General features: G+C 72.5%; 19 protein-coding genes. 10 read left to right on the top strand and 9 right to left on the bottom strand.

Features of this window, described 5'->3' with window-relative positions; translation table 11 throughout:
* Positions 1-7: 7 nt before the first annotated feature.
* From QCZ28_RS09260 to rfbB, 6 genes are read right to left on the bottom strand one after another with little or no spacing between them, the layout of a single operon-like run.
* Entirely contained in the window at positions 8-1,036 is a 1,029-nt protein-coding gene (locus QCZ28_RS09260) for a glycosyltransferase family 2 protein (protein ID WP_279516203.1), read from the bottom strand.
* Positions 1,033-2,346 carry a polysaccharide biosynthesis protein gene (locus QCZ28_RS09255; protein ID WP_279516202.1) on the bottom strand — a complete coding sequence of 438 codons (1,314 nt, stop codon included), beginning with the start codon at positions 2,344-2,346 and terminating at the stop codon, positions 1,033-1,035. The genes QCZ28_RS09260 and QCZ28_RS09255 overlap by 4 nt, the downstream gene beginning before the upstream one ends.
* Positions 2,343-3,044: a glycosyltransferase family 2 protein gene (locus QCZ28_RS09250; protein ID WP_279516201.1), complete on the bottom strand. Its 702-nt coding sequence runs from the start codon at positions 3,042-3,044 to the stop codon at positions 2,343-2,345. Before QCZ28_RS09250 ends, QCZ28_RS09255 begins: the two co-directional genes overlap by 4 nt.
* Positions 3,037-3,408, bottom strand: coding sequence for a DUF2304 domain-containing protein (locus QCZ28_RS09245; RefSeq protein WP_030332916.1), 372 nt, complete (start codon positions 3,406-3,408; stop codon positions 3,037-3,039). The genes QCZ28_RS09250 and QCZ28_RS09245 overlap by 8 nt, the downstream gene beginning before the upstream one ends.
* Positions 3,405-4,292, bottom strand: coding sequence for a dTDP-4-dehydrorhamnose reductase (gene rfbD, locus QCZ28_RS09240; protein ID WP_279516200.1), 888 nt, complete (start codon positions 4,290-4,292; stop codon positions 3,405-3,407). Before rfbD ends, QCZ28_RS09245 begins: the two co-directional genes overlap by 4 nt.
* Complete coding sequence (gene rfbB / locus QCZ28_RS09235; protein ID WP_279516199.1) at positions 4,289-5,290, bottom strand: dTDP-glucose 4,6-dehydratase; 1,002 nt, start codon at positions 5,288-5,290, stop codon at positions 4,289-4,291. Before rfbB ends, rfbD begins: the two co-directional genes overlap by 4 nt.
* Before the next feature lie 85 nt (positions 5,291-5,375).
* On the opposite strand from rfbB, the gene rfbA reads away from it, so the two are divergent.
* From rfbA to QCZ28_RS09215, 4 genes are all read left to right on the top strand, one after another.
* On the top strand, positions 5,376-6,266 hold the full coding sequence (gene rfbA / locus QCZ28_RS09230) for a glucose-1-phosphate thymidylyltransferase RfbA (RefSeq protein ID WP_279516198.1): 891 nt from the start codon (positions 5,376-5,378) through the stop codon (positions 6,264-6,266).
* Positions 6,263-6,886, top strand: coding sequence for a dTDP-4-dehydrorhamnose 3,5-epimerase (gene rfbC / locus QCZ28_RS09225; RefSeq protein WP_279516197.1), 624 nt, complete (start codon positions 6,263-6,265; stop codon positions 6,884-6,886). The genes rfbA and rfbC overlap by 4 nt, the downstream gene beginning before the upstream one ends.
* A 68-nt stretch (positions 6,887-6,954) precedes the next feature.
* A complete protein-coding gene (pafA, locus tag QCZ28_RS09220) occupies positions 6,955-8,313 on the top strand; it encodes a Pup--protein ligase (protein WP_030332925.1) in 1,359 nt (452 codons plus the stop codon).
* A gap of 79 nt (positions 8,314-8,392) precedes the next feature.
* Positions 8,393-8,584: a hypothetical protein gene (locus QCZ28_RS09215; protein ID WP_279516196.1), complete on the top strand. Its 192-nt coding sequence runs from the start codon at positions 8,393-8,395 to the stop codon at positions 8,582-8,584.
* 126 nt (positions 8,585-8,710) lie between these two features.
* On the opposite strand, the gene QCZ28_RS09210 is transcribed toward QCZ28_RS09215, so the two are convergent.
* Together QCZ28_RS09210 and QCZ28_RS09205 are read right to left on the bottom strand one after the other, a co-directional pair.
* The gene (locus QCZ28_RS09210) at positions 8,711-9,796 is read right to left on the bottom strand and encodes a DUF3866 family protein (protein WP_279516195.1); all 1,086 of its coding nucleotides are present in this window, start codon (positions 9,794-9,796) and stop codon (positions 8,711-8,713) included.
* Between the two features lie 49 nt (positions 9,797-9,845).
* A complete protein-coding gene (locus QCZ28_RS09205) occupies positions 9,846-10,850 on the bottom strand; it encodes a cation diffusion facilitator family transporter (RefSeq protein ID WP_279516194.1) in 1,005 nt (334 codons plus the stop codon).
* Positions 10,851-10,968: 118 nt separating this feature from the next.
* Here QCZ28_RS09205 and QCZ28_RS09200 point away from each other — a divergent pair, with 118 nt between their 5' ends.
* The 6 genes from QCZ28_RS09200 (at position 10,969) to QCZ28_RS09175 (ending at position 15,884) form a co-directional block, all read left to right on the top strand.
* Positions 10,969-11,967 carry a WYL domain-containing protein gene (locus QCZ28_RS09200; RefSeq protein ID WP_279516193.1) on the top strand — a complete coding sequence of 333 codons (999 nt, stop codon included), beginning with the start codon at positions 10,969-10,971 and terminating at the stop codon, positions 11,965-11,967.
* Positions 11,964-13,019 carry a YafY family protein gene (locus QCZ28_RS09195; RefSeq protein ID WP_279516192.1) on the top strand — a complete coding sequence of 352 codons (1,056 nt, stop codon included), beginning with the start codon at positions 11,964-11,966 and terminating at the stop codon, positions 13,017-13,019. The genes QCZ28_RS09200 and QCZ28_RS09195 overlap by 4 nt, the downstream gene beginning before the upstream one ends.
* A 10-nt stretch (positions 13,020-13,029) precedes the next feature.
* Positions 13,030-13,275: a hypothetical protein gene (locus QCZ28_RS09190; RefSeq protein ID WP_030332934.1), complete on the top strand. Its 246-nt coding sequence runs from the start codon at positions 13,030-13,032 to the stop codon at positions 13,273-13,275.
* Between the two features lie 159 nt (positions 13,276-13,434).
* Positions 13,435-13,749: a Sec-independent protein translocase subunit TatA gene (gene tatA, locus QCZ28_RS09185; RefSeq protein WP_279516191.1), complete on the top strand. Its 315-nt coding sequence runs from the start codon at positions 13,435-13,437 to the stop codon at positions 13,747-13,749.
* An 18-nt stretch (positions 13,750-13,767) separates the two neighbouring features.
* Complete coding sequence (gene tatC / locus QCZ28_RS09180; RefSeq protein ID WP_279516190.1) at positions 13,768-14,718, top strand: twin-arginine translocase subunit TatC; 951 nt, start codon at positions 13,768-13,770, stop codon at positions 14,716-14,718.
* Between the two features lie 281 nt (positions 14,719-14,999).
* Complete coding sequence (locus QCZ28_RS09175) at positions 15,000-15,884, top strand: diacylglycerol kinase (RefSeq protein WP_279516388.1); 885 nt, start codon at positions 15,000-15,002, stop codon at positions 15,882-15,884.
* Here the strand turns inward: QCZ28_RS09175 and QCZ28_RS09170 are convergent.
* Complete coding sequence (locus tag QCZ28_RS09170; RefSeq protein ID WP_279516189.1) at positions 15,847-16,764, bottom strand: EamA family transporter; 918 nt, start codon at positions 16,762-16,764, stop codon at positions 15,847-15,849. The genes QCZ28_RS09175 and QCZ28_RS09170 overlap by 38 nt on opposite strands.
* Positions 16,765-16,796: the final 32 nt, after the last annotated feature.

Here is a 16,796-nt window from a genome sequence, read left to right as displayed (position 1 = left end):
TGGTGGGTCAGCGGCGGGGGAGCAGCGGCCGGGCGAGGGCCCAGTAGCCGGCGGCGACCGCGTTGAAGACGCCCATGCCGGGGGGTGAGTCGACGTTCGAGGGGGCGACCCGGGCGGTCATCAGCTCGGCGATCACCCCGTCGGGCACGGTGCGTTCGGCTTGGAGTTGACGGCGGCGGGCACCCACCCAGGACCTGTTGCGCCACAGCCAGCCCCAGCCGCGGGTCTTCTGCCGGGTCCAGCCACCGGCGAGCGCGGCGGCGAGCATGGCGGCTTCGGTGAGCAGCAGCATCGGGGCGAGCAGCACCAGGGTGCGGGTCTGGTAGGCGGTGAGCAGGGTGACCAGCCGGTTGCGTTCCACCAGGTAGAGCTTCAGGTCGTTGCGGGAGAACTCGTAGTGGTGGCGTACGACGGCGTCGGGGACGTACTCCAGGCGCAGGCCGCGTTGCCAGAGCCGCAGGCTCAGCTCGGTGTCCTCGTGATAGGCGAAGTATTCTTCGGCGAAGCCGTCGAGCTCCTGCCAGCGCTGCCGGCTGATCACGAAGCAGCAGCCGCTGAGTGACGGGACCTTGGTGCGGACGGCGTGGGCGGTGGCCGGTTCGCCGTTGCCGCCGGCCCAGGAGAGGCCGGTGAAGTGCAGCGGGTTGCCGGCGGTGTTGATCAGTTCGGGGGTGTCGGCGAGCCGGATGGAGGCCATCGCGGCGCCGACGCCGGGTTCGGCGGCGACCGCCACGGTCTTGGCGAGGGCGTCGGGGGCGACGATGGCGTCGGAGTTGACGAAGGCGAGCCAGTCTCCGGTGGCCTCGGCGGCGCCGATCCGGCAGCCGCCGGAGTAGCCGGTGTTCTGCTCGGGGCGGACGACGCGTACCTGCGGGAAGCCCTTGACGATGTCGATGCCGTCGCCAGTGCAACCGTTGTCGACGACGACCAGTTCGATGTCGACGTCGGTGCTGGCGAGGACGGCGTGGGCGGCGTCGACCAGGTACGGCTCGGCGCCGTAGGCGAGCATGACCGCGGTCACCTGTGGGCGGGTCATCGGATGCCTCCGGATGCGGCAGGGGCGGCGGCCTCGGCGAGCGGCCGGGTGGGGGTGGTGGGTCGGTGGGCGCGGTCGCGCAGCAGCACTGTCGCCATGGTTGCGGCCACGATGACGGACCCGATGGTGTACGCCAACTCGACTCGTAGGGTGACCGGGGCGGGGATCAGCGTGACGGCGATCAGGGCGGCGACGCCGGCGGTCCAGGCGAGGGCCTGGGCGCGGTGCCGGTCGAGGGCGAGCAGGGCCTGGCCGAGGACCATTGCCCACAGGTAGGCGAGGGTGGCGGCGGCCAACCAGGCGAAGTCCGCGTGGCCGAGAACGCCGGGTGCGTCGAAGAGGGCGCCGACCAGCCACGGGCCGAGCAGCACGGCGCCGAGGGCCCCGGCGAGGCCGAGGGCGGTGACGATGCCGAGTGCCCGGCGCAGCAGGCTGTGGAAGCCGGCCTGGTCGCCGGTGGTGGCGGTGGTGGCCAGGCCGGGCAGTAGTGACGCCTGGAGGGAGCCGAAGACGAACAGGGGGATGCGGACCAGCACGAGGGCGCTCAGGAGCGCGCCGGCGGCTGCCGCGTCGGAGGGCGCGAGCAGTTGCACGTTGATCACGCCGATGTTCACCACGACCTGGGAGAGCAGACTGGAGGCGGTGAGCAGGCCGAGGCCGCGCAGCAGGGTGGCCCAGGCGACCGGCGGGCCGGCGCCGATGGCGCGCAGCACCGGTGGCAGGGTGGCCAGGACGCTGACCAGCGGGGCGGCGACGAGCACGAGCCCGTACCAGACGGGGGAGGTGACCCCGGCGAGCCCGAGCAGGGCGACCATGATGATGCGCAGGCCGCCGTCGATCCCGAGTTGGGTGCCGTACCAGGGGAACAGTTGCAGGCCGGAGAGGACGCCGCGGGTGGCGTAGGCGACGGCCATCGCGGCGAGTGCGCCGATCAGCACGGTGACCAGGTTGCCGTCGCCGGCGAAGAGCTTGTCGGCGAGCGGCTGGCGGCCGATGGTGACGGCCGACACCAGCACGGCGAGTAGCACGGCGGCGACGGTGATGCCGCGGGCCAGCACCGGCCCCGGGGGCAGCCCCTGGCTGTGCCGGGCGGCGACGATCCGGGCGACTTCCTGTTCGATCGGCATGAACACGCCGATGCCGAGGGTGAACACGATCGACCAGAGCACCGACAGGGCGGAGTAGTCGGCGGTGCTGAGGCTGTGGCCGGCGACCGCGAGGTGCACGTAGGAGGCGAGGCCGAGAAGGCCCAGCCCGGCACCGACAGCGATGGTGCCGGGCGGGATCAGGCGGAGCAGGCGGCGGATCACCGGCGAATGAGGGCCAGCGTGAGGACGGCGAACGCGCGGCCGAGGTAGATCATCGCCCGGGCGGGGGAGTGGCTGGGTGTGCCGGCCATCCGTTTGCGCATGGCGACGGGCACCTGCCGGATGCGGTATCCGCGGCGGGCGGTGTGGACCAGGGTCTCCACGGTGTCGCCGAGGTATTCGGCCGGGTACCAGGTGGCGAACATGTCGATGACCCGCCGGTTGGCGGCGCGGAAGCCGGACGTGGTGTCGGTGAGCTTGGTGCGGGCGACCCGGGACAGCACGGCGGAGAGCATCACCATCGCCCAGCGGCGGGGGCCGCGGACGTTGTAGTCGCCCTCGCCGGCGAAGCGGGCGCCGATGACGAGGTCGTTGTCGTCGAGCAGGTCGACGAGCTTCGGCACGTACCGGGGGTCGTGCTGGCCGTCGGCGTCGATCTGGATGGCGACGTCGTAGTCGTGGTCGCGGGCGTAGCGGTAGCCCAGGCGCATGGCCCCGCCGACGCCGAGGTTGTACGGAAGTTTCGCGACCGTGGCGCCGGCGGCGGTGGCGACGGCGGCGGTGCGGTCGGTGGAGCCGTCGTCGACGACGAGCACGTCGACGCCGGGCAGTTCGCCGCGGACCTCGCCGACGACGTCGGCGATCGAACCGGACTCGTTGAGCGCCGGGATGATGATCAGTGTGCGTTTGCCGTTAACCATCGGTCGACACCAGTTCGTCACGGGCCGCCCGGTCCGCGTCGATCTCGGCGCGCAGCAGGGCGAAGTCCTCGGCCAGGGTGCGGGTCTCTTCTTCGAGTGCGCTGACCTCCCAGCTCAGGTGCACGCACACGAGCAGTAGGAAGACGATGCCGAGGAAGAGCACCAGGCTGACGCCGGAGGCGACGCCGAGGAGTTCGGCGACGTTGTCGAGCAGCCGGGGGAACAGGGACAGCGGGATCACGACGACCAGTACGGCGAGCCAGAGCATGCCGTACTTCTCGCGCAGCTGACGGCGGCGCAGCAGCTCGACGATGGTGCCGAGGAGCAGCAGGCCGGTCAGGCCGGTGACGAGGGTGAGCTTCATGCGACCTTCCACGGGGCGGGTGGAGCGGGGGAGTGGAACGCGTCAACCAGGGCGCTGTGCCAGTCCGGAAGCGGGGGCAGACCCACGGCTGCCCAGCGGCTGTGCCCTAGCACACTGTACGCAGGCCGGGGGGCGGGACGCGGATACCGGTCGCTGGTGGTGGGTCGGATGCGGTCCGGGTCCAGCCCGGCCAGCGTGAACGTGGCGCGGGCCAACCCGTACCAGGTTGTCTGCCCGGTGCAGGTGCCGTGGTAGACGCCGGGCGGCGCGTTGCCGGCCACTGCGGCGTCGGCGAGCGCGACGAGTCGTTGGGCGAGCGCGTAGGACCAGGTGGGTTGGCCGTGTTGGTCGTCGACCACGTCGAGGTGTTCGCGGTGGGCGGCGAGTTGGAGCATGGTGGCCACGAAGTTCGGGCCGTGGGCGCCGTACAGCCAGGCGGTGCGTACCACGTATCCGGTGTCGGGCAGGAGGCGCGCGACGGCCTGTTCGCCGACGAGTTTGCTGCGGCCGTACGCGTTGACCGGCGCGGTGGGCGCGTCCTCCGGGTAGGGGGTGTCGGCGTTGCCGGCGAGGACGTAGTCGGTGGAGACCTGGATCAGTCGGGTTCCGTCGGCGGCGCAGGCCGCGGCCAGGTTGGCCACGGCGTCTCCGTTGACGGCGGTCGCCGCGGCCTCGTCGGCTTCGGCGGCGTCGACGTTGGTCCAGGCCGCCGCGTTGATCACCAGGTCGTGCCCGGCGACGGCGGCGTCCACCGCCGCGCGGTCGGTGACGTTCAGGTCGGCGCGGGTGGCGGCGGTCACCTTGAGGTCGGGTCGTGCCCCCAGCACGGTGACCAGGTCCCGGCCGAGCATCCCGCCCGCGCCGGTGACGAGGATTCGGGTCATGCGGCCGGGGCGGACTTGAGGGGTTCCCACCACGTGCGGTTGTCCTGATACCAGCGGACGGTGTCGGCGAGGCCCTGGTCCAGGGTGATGCTGGGGTGGTAACCGAGCTCTTCGCTGATCTTGGTGATGTCGAGCGAGTACCGGCGGTCGTGGCCCTTGCGGTCGGTGACCGGGACGACCCGGTCCCATCCGGCGTCGCAGGCGTCCAGGAGCAGACCGGTGAGTTCCTTGTTGGTCAGTTCGGTGCCGCCGCCGATGTTGTAGACCTCGCCGGCGCGGCCCTTCTGCTGCACGAGGGCGATGCCGCGGCAGTGGTCGTGCACGTGCAGCCAGTCGCGGATGTTGCCGCCGTCGCCGTAGAGGGGGACGGTGCCGCCATCGAGCAGGTTGGTGACGAACAGCGGGATGACCTTCTCGGGGAACTGGTACGGGCCGTAGTTGTTGGAGCAGCGGGTGACGACCACGTCCATGCCGTGGGTGCGGTGGTACGACAGCGCCAGCAGGTCGGAGCCGGCCTTGGACGCCGAGTACGGCGAGTTGGGGGCCAGGGGCCAGGTCTCGGTCCAGGAGCCCTCGTCGATCGAGCCGTAGACCTCGTCGGTGGAGACGTGCACGAATCGTCCGGTGCCGTGGCGCAGCGCCGCGTCGAGCAGCGTCTGGGTGCCCAGCACGTTGGTGGTGACGAACGGCGCGGCGCCGGCGATCGAGCGGTCGACGTGTGACTCGGCGGCGAAGTGCACGATCACGTCGTGCCCGGCGACGACCTCGTCGACCACGACCGGGTCGCAGATGTCGCCCTGCACGAACCGCAGTCGCGGGTCGTCGCGGACGGGCGCGAGGTTGGCGAGGTTGCCGGAGTAGGTCAGCTTGTCCAGGACGGTCACGGCGGCCGGCTTGAGCGGCGGCACGCCGTCGGCGCCGCCGAGGGGCTTGCCCAGCAGCAGGCGGACGTACTCCGACCCGATGAATCCGGCTCCGCCGGTGACGAGGATCCTCACGGGTCCGGAAGTATACGCGACGGTTGGCGCTAAGCCCGGTATGCGACCCCCGCACAACCTGTCCGGGTGCGGCTAGGCTTCCCCGGTGCGCGGAATCCTACTTGCCGGCGGCACCGGGTCCCGGCTCTGGCCGATCACCCGGGCGGTCTCGAAGCAGCTGATGCCGGTCTTCGACAAGCCGATGATCTACTACCCGCTCTCCACCCTGGTGATGGCCGGGGTCCGGGAGATCCTGGTGATCACGACTCCGGACGACCAGGACCAGTTCCGTCGTCTGCTCGGCGACGGCAGCCAGTTCGGGCTGCGGCTGGAGTACGCCAGCCAGGAGCGCCCGGAGGGCATCGCGCAGGCGTTCATCCTCGGCGCGGACTTCATCGGCGACGCGTCGGTGGCGCTGGTGCTCGGCGACAACATCTTCCACGGTGTGGGTCTGGGGCGGCAGCTCGCCGACCACGGTGACCTGGTCGGCGGGCGGGTCTTCGCCTATCAGGTGGCCAACCCGCAGGAGTACGGCGTGGTCGACTTCGACGCCGATGGCCGGGTGCTCTCGATCGAGGAGAAGCCGGCCCGGCCGAAGTCCCGGTTCGCGGTGCCCGGCCTGTACTTCTACGACAACCGGGTGGTCGACATCGCCCGCAAGCTCACCCCGAGCGCGCGCGGCGAGCTGGAGATCACGGCGGTCAACGAGGCGTACCGGGAGTGGGGCGAGCTGTCGGTGACGGTGCTGGATCGGGGCACCGCCTGGTTGGACACCGGCACGTTCACCTCGATGATGCAGGCCGCCGAGTTCGTCCGGGTGGTCGAGGAACGGCAGGGCCTCAAGATCGGTTGTGTCGAGGAGGTTGCCTGGCGGGCCGGCCTGATCGACGACCCGCAGCTGCGCGCGCTGGCCGAGCCGCTGACCAAGAGCGGCTACGGCGACTACCTGCTCCGGCTGCTCAGTGAGCGGGCCGAGCGCGACGGGGGTTCCTGGTGAAGATCCGGGAGTTGGGCATCGAGGGCGCCTGGGAGATCAGCCCCCAGCAGCACGGTGACCCGCGTGGCATGTTCATGGAGTGGTACCGCTTCGACAAGCTCGCCGAGGCGGTGGGCCATCCGCTGCGGCTGGCCCAGGCCAACCTGTCGGTGTCCGCGCGCGGCGTCGTGCGCGGCGTGCACTTCGCCGACGTCCCGCCCGGGCAGGCCAAGTACGTGACCTGTGTGCGGGGAGCGGTCCTCGACGTGATCGTGGACCTGCGGGTGGGTTCGCCGACCTTCGGCCGGTGGGAGGGCGTCCGGCTGGACGACACCGACCGTCGGGCGGTCTACCTCAGCGAGGGGTTGGGGCACGGCTTCTGCGCGTTGACCGACGACGCGACGTTGAGCTACCTCTGCTCGGCCACCTACAACCCGACGGGCGAGCACGCGGTGCACCCGCTGGACGAGGAGTTGGGCATCGAGTGGCCGGCGGAGGTTCCGTTGCTGTCCGCGCGCGACGACGCGGCGCCGACCCTCGCCCAGGCGCGCGAGCGGGGTCTGCTCCCGGAGTACGACAGCTGCCGGCAGTTCGTGGCGAGCCTCGGCCCGGACGGAATGTCGCACTCAACCGGTATGTGACAGCGCTCGGGGCACGACCTGTGGTCTGACAGTGACGAACCGGGCCTCCAGGCGGCTAATGTCACACCATGGAGCGGCGAATCTTCGGCCTCGAGACCGAGTACGGCGTCACCTGCACCTATCGCGGGCAGCGGCGGCTGTCCCCGGACGAGGTCGCGCGGTATCTGTTCCGGCGCGTGGTGTCCTGGGGTCGGTCGAGCAACGTCTTCCTGCGCAATGGGGCCCGGCTCTACCTGGACGTCGGGTCGCATCCGGAGTACGCGACACCGGAGTGCGACTCGGTGACCGATCTGGTCGCCCACGACCGGGCCGGCGAGCGGATCCTGGAGGGCCTGCTCGTCGACGCGGAGAAGCGGCTGCACGACGAGGGCATCGCGGGTGAGATCTACCTGTTCAAGAACAACACCGACTCGGCCGGCAACTCGTACGGGTGCCACGAGAACTACCTGGTCTCCCGGCACGGCGAGTTCGGCCGGCTCGCCGACGTGCTCATCCCGTTCCTGGTGACCCGGCAGTTGATCTGCGGCGCCGGCAAGGTCCTGCAGACCCCACGCGGCGCGGTCTACTGCCTCTCGCAGCGGGCCGAGCACATCTGGGAGGGCGTCTCCTCGGCGACCACCCGCAGCCGCCCGATCATCAACACCCGCGACGAGCCGCACGCCGACGCCGAGCGCTACCGGCGGCTGCACGTGATCGTCGGTGACTCCAACATGAACGAGGTCACCACGCTGCTCAAGGTCGGCACCGCCGACATCGTGCTGCGGATGATCGAGGCCGGGGTGGTGATGCGCGACCTGTCCCTGGAGAACCCGATCCGGGCCATCCGGGAGGTGTCGCACGACATCACCGGGCGGCGCAAGGTGCGGCTGGCCAACGGCAAGGAGGTCAGCGCACTGGACATCCAGCAGGAATACCTGGCCAAGGCCACCGAGTTCGTCGAGCGACGCGGCGGCGACCAGGCCGCCAAGCGGGTCGTCGAGCTGTGGGGGCGGGTGCTCAACGCGGTGGAGACCGGTGACCTGGAACCGGTCTCCCGGGAGATCGACTGGGTCAGCAAGCTGCGGTTGATCGAGCGTTACCAGCGCAAGCACGATCTGCCGTTGTCGCACCCCCGGGTGGCGCAGATGGACCTGGCCTACCACGACGTGCGTCGCGGCCGGGGCCTCTACGGGCTGCTGGAGCGCCGCGGTGACGTCGACCGGGTGGCCACCGACCCGGAGATCTTCGAGGCCAAGGAGACCCCGCCGCAGACCACCCGGGCCCGGCTGCGGGGCGAGTTCATCCGGCACGCCCAGGAAAAGCGCCGCGACTTCACCGTCGACTGGGTGCACCTGAAGCTCAACGACCAGGCGCAGCGCACCGTGTTGTGCAAGGACCCGTTCCGGGCGTACGACGAGCGGGTGGAGCGGCTGATCGCCAGCATGTGACGGGTTGCCGGCCCCGGCGGTGCGCTGCGCCGACGGGGCCGGTCGGCCCGGCGCGCCGAGCGGTTAAGCTGAGCGCGCCATGACGACTTCTGGACCTTCCGACCGCTCCGAACGCGGCGAGCGGCAGAACTGGGTCGAACGCCGGCGGGAGAAGATCCGCGCCGAGATCGACCGTAACCGGCGCGGTGACTACACGGTGCCGACCTGGGTGCTGGCCCTGGCCCTGGCCCTCATCGTGGGCGGCTGGCTGGCCCTGATCTTCCTCGCCTAACCCCACCCTGCCGGCCCCCGCGCGCCCCGGCCATCGCCGTCGCCTGCGTTGATCATGAAGTTGTTGCCCCGACACGCCGACGCGGCGGGCAATAACTTCATGATCAACGGGGCCGGGCCGGGCCGGTTAGGGGAGGAGGGTTGTGGCGTGGCGGCCGGCGGCGGCTGCGGACAGGAAGTAGGCGTGGTCGGCGTCGAGGCCACGGCCCATGGTGGACAGCGGCACGGCACTGGCCCGCAGCGCGGCGTCGAGACCGTCGGTGCCTACCCGCACGATCCGGTGCCGGGCCGCCAGTGGCGCCAGCGCCGCGTGCACCTCGGCCGCGAGCGACGGCGCCAGGTCCTCGGGCACCACCAGCTCCGCCGGGGCGAGCGCCACCCGGCCGTACGCGGTGAGGCTGTGGTGTGACACGCCCCGGTGCCGGGGACGGGGGTCGGCGTCGGAGATGCGCAACGACCCGACCGGCCGCCCGCCCAGCGTGGCGACCGCGTTGACCGCCTCGCCGACCGCGACGCCGGAGAAACCCCAGCGGGTGCCGGTGCCCAGGTTGCCGGGCCCCTGAGCCACGATCGCCAGGTCCGCGTGGAGCACGTGCCGGGCGGCGAGCAGACCGCCGTGCACTGTGGTGGCCTCCAGGTCGCCGCCGAACGCCTGCCCGACGGTGATCGTGCCGACCAGCTCGGACCGCAGCCCGGCGAGGGTGCGGGAGAACCAGGCGGGCAGCGCGCCACCGTCGGTGAGCAGGTACGCCACCCGCGCCCGCGGCGCGTCGGCCCGGATGCCGGCCAGGATCGCCGGCAGCGCCGAGTGCAGGTCGGCGGTGACCACCGGCAGGCCGCCCAGGTCGTCCGCGTCGGCCAGCACGTCGCGGTGCGGGGACGCCTCCTCGTCGACGCCGAGCAGGATCGGCTGCAACGGGGTGTAGCGGGCCTTGACCAGGTGCCCGGCGTCGCGGGTGTCGGCGCCCTCCGGCGGGTCCGGGGGCAGCCGGTCCGGCAGGGCGACCACCAGGGCGTACCCGCCGGTGCCCAACCCCATCAGCAGCGCGCCGGCGTTGAGCAGCACCCGGTCGCCCGGCTCGGGCGTGCCGACCAGCTCCGGGTAGGCCAGCGCGCGCATCCGTGTGCCGTCGGGCAGGTCGACGTCCAGTTCCACCGCCCCGGTCCACTGCCGTCGCAGCGTCGCCACCGTCCCCGTACGCCATCGCACCATGACGGGCACGCTAGCCGCGCCGGCCCGGCGGCCCGCGCCCGGGTGCGGTTCAGGTGGACTCGGCGCCGCCGGCGTCCGGGCTCGGTCGGGCCTGGGTGTGCCGGGCGGTGCCGGTGGCCCCGGGCAGCGAGCGGGTGGGGTCGAGGAAGACGAACCGGATCTCCGGGTAGCGGCCGGTGAGCCGCCGTTCGGCCTCGTCGGCGGTGGTCTCGATCTGCGCGCCGGTGGCCTCGTCGCGGAAGTCGACCTTCGCGGCGACCAGGATGTCGTCCGGGCCGAGCTGCATGGTCAACAGGGTGTCGATGCGCTCCACCTCGGGCAGCCCGGCCAGCTCGTGCTCGATCTCGCGGCGCAGCCGCTCCGGCACGGCCCGTCCGACCAGCAGCGACAGGTTGTTGCTGGCGAGGATCCCGGCGACGGTCAGCAGCAGCAGGCCGATCAGGATCGACGCCACGCCGTCCCACACCTCGTCGCCGGTGGCGTGCGACAGGCCGACGCCGAGCCCGGCCAGCACCAGACCGATCAGGGCCGCGCTGTCCTCCAGGAAGACCGCCTTGACGGTGGTGTCGGCGGTCAGCCGCAGAAACCGCCGAGGCGTGGTCCGCCAGCGTCGCGACTCGCGGCGGACCTGGCGCACCGCGCGGGCCAGGGAGATCGACTCGATGACGAACGACACCCCGAGCACGATGTACGAGATCAGGTAGTCGCCGCTGTGCTTGTGCACCAGGATTGTGGTGACGCCGTGGGTGACGGCGAAACCGGCGCCCGCGACGAACGTGAACATCGCCGCGAAGAACGCCCAGACGTAGCTCTCCTTGCCGTACCCGAAGGGGTGTCGCTGGTCGGCCGGGCGGGCGCCGCGGCGCAGCGCCTGGAAGAGCAGCACCTCGGTGGTGGTGTCGGCCAGGGAGTGCGCCGCCTCGGAGAGCATCGCGGCGGATCCGGAGATCACCCCGGCGATCAGTTTGGCCACCGCGATGGCGAGGTTGGCGGCGCCGGCGACGACGACGGTGCCGACGCTCTCGCTCGCGGGTCTGGCCTCCGGTGCCGACATGAGGATCACCCTATGACCGCGGACGGCGACGCGCCGGGGGGAGACCCGATCCGAACATGTGTGCGGCACGCCCGCGTGGGTGCACGGTGTGGGCGCGTCGGCTGCTAGCGTCTACCGCGTGTCGCGGACCCGCACCGAACGCCTGGTCAACCTGGTGATCTGCCTGCTGTCCACGCGACGGTTCCTGACCGCCGCGCAGATCGCCGCGACCGTGCCCGGTTACGAGCACGATCCTGACGACGCGCGCGACCACGAGGCGTTCCAGCGCAAGTTCGAACGGGACAAGGCCGAGCTGCGCGAGTTGGGTGTCCCCCTGGAGACCGGCACGGCGAGCGCCTTCGACGCCGAGCCCGGCTACCGGATCGCCCACCGCGAATACGCGCTGCCCGACATCCTCCTCGAACCGGACGAGGCCGCCGCGGTCGGCATCGCCGCACGGCTGTGGCAGCACGCCGGGCTGGCCGCCGCCGCGTCGTCCGGGCTGGCCAAGCTGCGCGCCGCCGGGGTGGACGTGGACCCGCAGGCGACCCTCGGCCTGGAGCCGATGGTCACTGTCGACCCGGCGTTCGCGCCGCTGACCGCCGCCGCGCGGGACCGCCGCGAGGTGGGGTTCGACTACCGGGTGCCCGACCGCGACGCGCCCAGTCGGCGGCGACTGCAACCGTGGGGCGTCGTCTGCTGGCGCGGCCGGTGGTATGTGGTCGGCCACGACCAGGACCGGGAGGCGACCCGCTGCTTCCGGCTGTCGCGGGTCGTCGGCGCGGTCCGGGTGACCGGCGCCCCCGGCGCGTACGAGCCTCCCGCCAACGTCGACCTGATCAGCCACGTGGCCCGCTGGTCGGGTCCGGTGGAGCGCACCGGCCGGGCCACGGTGCTGGCCGCGCCGGGACGGGCCGCCGGGTTGCGCCGCTGGGCGCTGGAGGCGACCGCCGGTCCGGACGGCGACCGGCTGGTCCTGCCGTACGCGGACCCGGACGGGTTGGCCGGTCATCTCGTCGGCTACGGCCCGGACGTGCGGGTACTGGACCCACCGGAGGTCCGCGAGGCGGTCATCCAACGACTCAAGGAGATCGCCGTGCGCCACGACGAGCTGGCCGTGGGCGGGGGTGCCCGGTGACCCGCCCGGCCGCCCGCACCGGTTCCCGCGCGTCCGCCGACCGGCTGGCCCGACTGCTCAACCTCGTGCCCTACCTGCTGGCCCGGCCCGGCATCGAGATCGCCGAGGCGGCCGGTGACCTGGGCGTCACCGAGCGTCAGCTCCGGGAGGATCTCGAGCTGCTCTGGGTGTGCGGCCTGCCCGGGTACGGCCCCGGTGACCTCATCGACATGGCGTTCGACGGTGACCGGGTGACCATCACCTACGACGCCGGCATCGACCGGCCGTTGCGGTTGACCCCCGACGAGGCCCTCGCGCTGGTGGTGGCGCTGCGGATGCTGGCCGAGACGCCCGGGGTGGCCAACCGGGAGGCCGTCGAACGGGCCCTGGCCAAGATCGAGGCCGCGGGCGACCTGGTGGGCGCCCCGGTGGCGGTCCGGTTGCCCGGAGACACACCGCGGGTCGAGGCGCTGCGCGCCGCCGTCGAGGGCGGGAAGGCCCTGCGGATCACCTACTACACGGCCGCCCGGGACGAGACCACCGAACGCGTCATCGACCCGCTGCGGATGCTCATGGTCGGCGGCCGGGCGTACGTGGAGGCGTGGTGCCGGCGTGCGGAGGCCGTCCGGCTGTTCCGCGCCGACCGGATCGACGCGACCACCGAGTTGGACGAGCCGGCCACGGTGCCGCCGCAGGCCGTGCCGCACGACCTCACCGAGGGCGTGTTCCGCCCGTCGGCGGACCTGCCGCTGATCACCCTGCGGATCGGCCGGGGCGAGCGGTGGATCACCGAATATTATCCGTGCGAGCGGGTCGAGGCCGGCGACGGCGACCAGTGGCTCGTCTCCCTGCGGGTCACCGACCTGGGCTGGGCCCGCCGGTTCGTGCTGGGCCTCGGCCCGGAGGTGACGGTGGTCGCCCCGGTCGAGTTGGCCGAGCAGGTGCGGGCCACCGCCGCCGCCGCGTTGGACGCGTACGCCGTGCCCGCGCCCCCGGCGGTGCCCCGACCGTCCGAGGTCGACGCGGAGCGCGCGCCGGCGGGCGACCCGGCGGTGGCCGGCCGCACCCAGTAGGCTGACCGCCGTGCTGATCTGGATCGTCCTCGCGGTGGTGCTGCTGCCCCTCGTGGTGCTGGCGCTGGCCGTGCGCCCGGTGCTGGCCCGGTTGCCCCAGCTGCGCCGCGCGGCCGTGGCGTTGCAGCGGCGTGCCGCCGAGGCCGAGGCGCTGCGGGACACCGCCGAGGCGTTGCAACAACGCGCCGAGGACGTCCAACGTCGGCTCGACACCACCTCCCGACGACTCGCGGTGATCAAGGCCAAGCGCGGCTGATCGGGTCCGCACCCGGCGGTGGTTGACGGATCATCGTGGGTTGGTCAAGACTTCACCCTCCCGGCCAAACCACCACTACCCAACGGGTGGCAGGCGGCCGATCCGCACGTACGATGGGCTGCGTACCACCCCTCGGACACAGAGCGACTGGAGCTTCTCATGGGTGCCCTCAAGCCGTGGCACATCGCTGTTCTCGTGGTTGTGCTGATCCTGCTCTTCGGTGCGAAGCGGCTCCCTGACGCGGCCCGGTCGCTGGGTCGGTCGCTGCGGATCATCAAGGCCGAGACGAAGAGCCTGCAGGACGACGACCGCGACCTCGCCGAGAAGGCCGACGCGCAGGCCGGCTACCAGCCGCTGCCGCCGCACACCGGGCAGCAGGCGCCGTACGCCGGCCAGCCGCAGCAGGCCCCGTACCAGCAGGCCCCGCCGCAGCAGCCGGTCGTCGACCCGGTGCACCGCGTCCGCGACAACTGACCGAAGGGCCCCACTCCCGTGGCTTTCGCCCTGCGTAAGCGCGGCCCGAGCACGTTCGAGCGGGCCGCCGACGGCTCGATGACGCTCATCGAGCACGTCCGCGAGCTGCGTAACCGTCTGTTCCGCGCGTCCGTGGCGATCCTCATCGGGTTCGGTCTCGGTGTGTGGTTGGCCAAGCCGGTGCTGCACCTGCTCCAGCAGCCCTACTGTGATCTGCCGCAGGCCCGATTCGTCGACGGCAAGTGCGAGTTCGTGCAGCTCGGCCCCGCCGACCTGTTCCTGCTCAACCTGAAGGTCGCGCTCTGGGTCGGGTTGATCGTGGCCGCACCGGTCTGGCTCTACCAGCTCTGGGCGTTCATCGCGCCCGGCCTGCACCGGCACGAGCGACGCTACGCGTACTTCTTCACCGCGTTGGCGGCGCCGCTGTTCGCGGCCGGTGCGGTGCTGGCGTACTTCGTCACGGCCAAGGGCCTGGAGTTCCTGCTCAGCATCTCGGACAGCGAGATCAGCACCACCCTGGAGATCACCAAGTACATCTCCTTCGTCACCAACCTGATCCTGTTGTTCGGGGTGGCGTTCGAGTTCCCGTTGATCGTGCTGATGCTCAACTTCGTGGGCATCGCCAGCGCGAAGCGGTTGCTCAGCTGGTGGCGGGTGGCGATCTTCGTGTTCTTCGCCTTCTCCGCCGTGGTCACCCCCACCCCGGACCCGTTCGGGATGACCGCGCTGGCGCTCTGCCTGTCGGCGCTGTACTTCGCCGCGGTCGGGGTGGCGTTCCTCAACGACAAGCGGCGTGGGCGGGGCAAGGAGATCTACGCCGGCATCGACGACGACGAGGTGTCGCCGTTGGAGTTCGACGCGGACCCGGTCGTGGCCGGGCAGCGGGTCGACTCGACCGCGCCGATCGGCGTGCCCGAGCCGATCGCCGCACCGGCGCCGATCGAGCGCCGCTACGACGACATGACCTGACGGCCCCGCGCCGACCGGTCCACCGACGCCGTCCCCGTCCTTCGGGGGCGGCGTCGTCGCGTCACCGGCAGCGTCGGCTACGGGACCGTTGGTGACCGCGCCTGCCCCCGGTGAACGCCGGGTGTCCGACCGGTACGGTGCTGCCCGTGACCGCAGACGATCACCTGCCCGCCCCGGTCGCCGGAGGACCGACCGACGGCGCCCCGCTCGCCGGCGGACCGACCGACGGAGCCTCGCTCGCCGGTGGACCGGTCTACCGCGCCCCGCTCCCCGGTGGCCCGGTGGCCGTCCTCACGAACCCGACCGCGGGCCGGGGACGCTACCGCGCCCTGCTGCCCCGGCTGTTGGACGCGTTGGCGGTCGCCGGGCGGCCGGTCCGGCTGCTGCCGGCGTCGAGCCCCGCCGAGGCGGAGGCGGCGTGCCGCGCCGCCGTGGCCGACGGCGCCGGCGCGTTGGTGGCGGTCGGTGGGGACGGCACCGTGCACCGGGCGTTGCAGGCGGTCGCCGGCACCGACGTGCCGTTCGGCCCGATCCCGGCCGGCACCGGCAACGACTTCGCCCTGGACACCGGTTTCCCGGCCGACCCCCTCGCGGCGGCGGCGGTGATCGGCGAGGCGCTGCGCGACGGCCGCAGTCGACCCGTCGACCTGGCCCGGATGGTCGGCGTCGACGGCGTCGAGCGGTGGTACGGGGCGGTCCTCGCGGCCGGGTTCGACGCGATCGTCAACGAGCGGGCCAACCGGATGCGCTGGCCCCGCGGCCCACGCCGGTACGACCTGGCGATCCTGGTCGAGCTGGCCCGGCTGCGCCCGCGCCGCTACACGCTGCGCCTCGACGGGGTGCCGCACGACCTGGACGCGGTGCTCGTGGCGGTGGGCAACTGCCCGACGTACGGCGGTGGCATGCGGATCTGCCCGGACGCGGACCCGACCGACGGGCTGCTCGACGTGGTGGTGGCGGGTCGGGTCAACCGGCGCACCCTGGTCCGGGTGAAGCCGCGCATCTATCAGGGCACCCACGTCAGCCACCCGCAGGTGCGCAGCTTCCGGGCCCGCACCGTGGAGGTGGCCGCCGAGGGCATCACCTCGTACGCCGACGGGGAACGGTCACTGGCCCTGCCGGTGACGATCAGCGCGGTTCCGGCCGCCCTGCGGCTGCTGCGTTGACCCGGACCGCGCCGATGCTCGCCGCGATGACCAGCGCGATGGCGACGCACTCCAGCACTGTCAGCGCCTGCCGCAGCACCAGCCACCCGGCGAGCGTGGCGACGGCCGGGCCGAGGCTCATCAGCACCGCGAACGTGGCGGTGGGCATCCGCCGTAGCGCCAGCAGTTCCAGGGTGTAGGGCAGCCCGGAAGCGAGCACCGCGAGGGCGGCGCCGAGCGCCAGCACCGGCGGGTCGAGCAGCACCGCGCCGCCGTCGACGATGCCCAACGGCAGGGTGACCACTGCGGCGACGGTCAACGCCAGGGCCAGCCCGTCCGCGCCGGGAAAGCGGCCGCCGACCCGGGCGCTCAGCACGATGTACGCGGCCCACATGGCGCCCGCGCCGAACGCGAAGGCCACCCCGACCGGGTTCAGCCGGTCGAAGCCGCCCTGCCCGAGCAGCGCCACCCCGGCCAGTGCCAACCCCGCCCAGCCCCAGCTGGCCAGGCGTCGGGCGGAGAACACCGACAACGCCAGCGGGCCGAGCACCTCAAGCGTCACCGCCGGGCCCAACGGGATGCGTTCGATGGCCTGGTAGAACAGCGAGTTCATGCCGGCCAGCGCCAGACCGAACGCGCCGGCCGCGAGCCAGGCCGAGCGGTCGTGCCCGCGCAGCCGGGGCCGGCACACGACGAGCAGCAGTACCGCGGCGATGGTCAGCCGCAGGGTCACCGCGCCGGCCACCCCGGTACGCGGGAAGAGCAACGCGGCCACGGCGGCGCCGAACTGCACCGACAGCGCCCCGCCGAGCACCAGCCCCACCGCGACGACGCCGCCGCGCCGGGCCGGTGGCGCGTCCGCCGGGTTCGGCGTGGGCAGCAGAGTGTCGGTCACGGCCATGACGCTAGGCGGTCGGCTCCGGCCCTCGTGCG

The sequence above is a fragment of the Micromonospora sp. DH14 genome, from assembly GCF_029809455.1.
GTDB classification, from domain to species: Bacteria; Actinomycetota; Actinomycetes; order Mycobacteriales; family Micromonosporaceae; genus Micromonospora; species Micromonospora parva.
This window is presented reverse-complemented; position numbering and strand designations above follow the sequence as displayed.

Bases quoted from the DNA above. Each gene is read 5' to 3' on its own strand.
- QCZ28_RS09260 (WP_279516203.1), bottom strand. From the start codon at position 1,036: ATGACCCGCCCACAGGTGACCGCGGTCATGCTCGCCTACGGCGCCGAG.
- QCZ28_RS09250 (WP_279516201.1), bottom strand. From the start codon at position 3,044: ATGGTTAACGGCAAACGCACACTGATCATCATCCCGGCGCTCAACGAG.
- QCZ28_RS09245 (WP_030332916.1), bottom strand. From the start codon at position 3,408: ATGAAGCTCACCCTCGTCACCGGCCTGACCGGCCTGCTGCTCCTCGGC.
- rfbD (WP_279516200.1), bottom strand. From the start codon at position 4,292: ATGACCCGAATCCTCGTCACCGGCGCGGGCGGGATGCTCGGCCGGGAC.
- pafA (WP_030332925.1), top strand. From the start codon at position 6,955: ATGGAGCGGCGAATCTTCGGCCTCGAGACCGAGTACGGCGTCACCTGC.
- QCZ28_RS09215 (WP_279516196.1), top strand. From the start codon at position 8,393: ATGACGACTTCTGGACCTTCCGACCGCTCCGAACGCGGCGAGCGGCAG.
- QCZ28_RS09210 (WP_279516195.1), bottom strand. From the start codon at position 9,796: ATGGTGCGATGGCGTACGGGGACGGTGGCGACGCTGCGACGGCAGTGG.
- QCZ28_RS09205 (WP_279516194.1), bottom strand. From the start codon at position 10,850: ATGTCGGCACCGGAGGCCAGACCCGCGAGCGAGAGCGTCGGCACCGTC.
- tatA (WP_279516191.1), top strand. From the start codon at position 13,435: ATGGGTGCCCTCAAGCCGTGGCACATCGCTGTTCTCGTGGTTGTGCTG.
- QCZ28_RS09170 (WP_279516189.1), bottom strand. From the start codon at position 16,764: ATGGCCGTGACCGACACTCTGCTGCCCACGCCGAACCCGGCGGACGCG.